Source organism: Desulfobacter latus, from assembly GCF_013389365.1.
Lineage (GTDB): Bacteria > Desulfobacterota > Desulfobacteria > Desulfobacterales > Desulfobacteraceae > Desulfobacter > Desulfobacter latus.
Genome location: NZ_JACADJ010000193.1, coordinates 1 through 473 on the forward strand (window position 1 = coordinate 1; position 473 = coordinate 473).

Genomic DNA, 473 nt, shown 5'->3' on the forward strand with positions numbered 1-473 from the left:
TTACATGCTTCAGGTCTGTAAAGCATAACCCTATATCTTTTCAAAGAACTCAAAAAATTATAGCAGAGAGAATGATATTTTGAAAGAAAAAATTAGTTTGTCAAAATGATCAACAAAAACTAAGTTTAAAAAAGAAAAGAACTATAGTTGAACGCTCCTCTTCCATGGCCTCATAAGACTCAAAAGACATCAGGATCGCCTTGGAGGAATTGTTCTTCAGGATAATCAGCTTATCCGTTTCCCCAGATTCAATTGAATTAAGGGTTGCTGCCGTATTCTTGGATAACAGGGTGTACGACACATACTTTCTTGTCGGCACAATAATTTCCTTATTTCATGATTAATTACTCCCCATTCGCTCATTTTAAATCTGAAAAAATTAATTTCGCATGGAGGGCTTGCAATAGTTAAAATTCATCATACTTTTGTGGAAAATTCGACTGTAGCTTCTTTTATTATTATCTTAACTTAAA

1 protein-coding gene is annotated in these 473 nt (G+C 33.2%); it reads right to left on the bottom strand.

The genetic code is table 11. The annotated features are described in order from the left end of the window. Positions 1–109: 109 nt before the first annotated feature. Entirely contained in the window at positions 110–319 is a 210-nt protein-coding gene (locus HXW94_RS18955) for a type II toxin-antitoxin system Phd/YefM family antitoxin (protein WP_178368432.1), read from the bottom strand. Positions 320–473 lie beyond the last annotated feature (154 nt).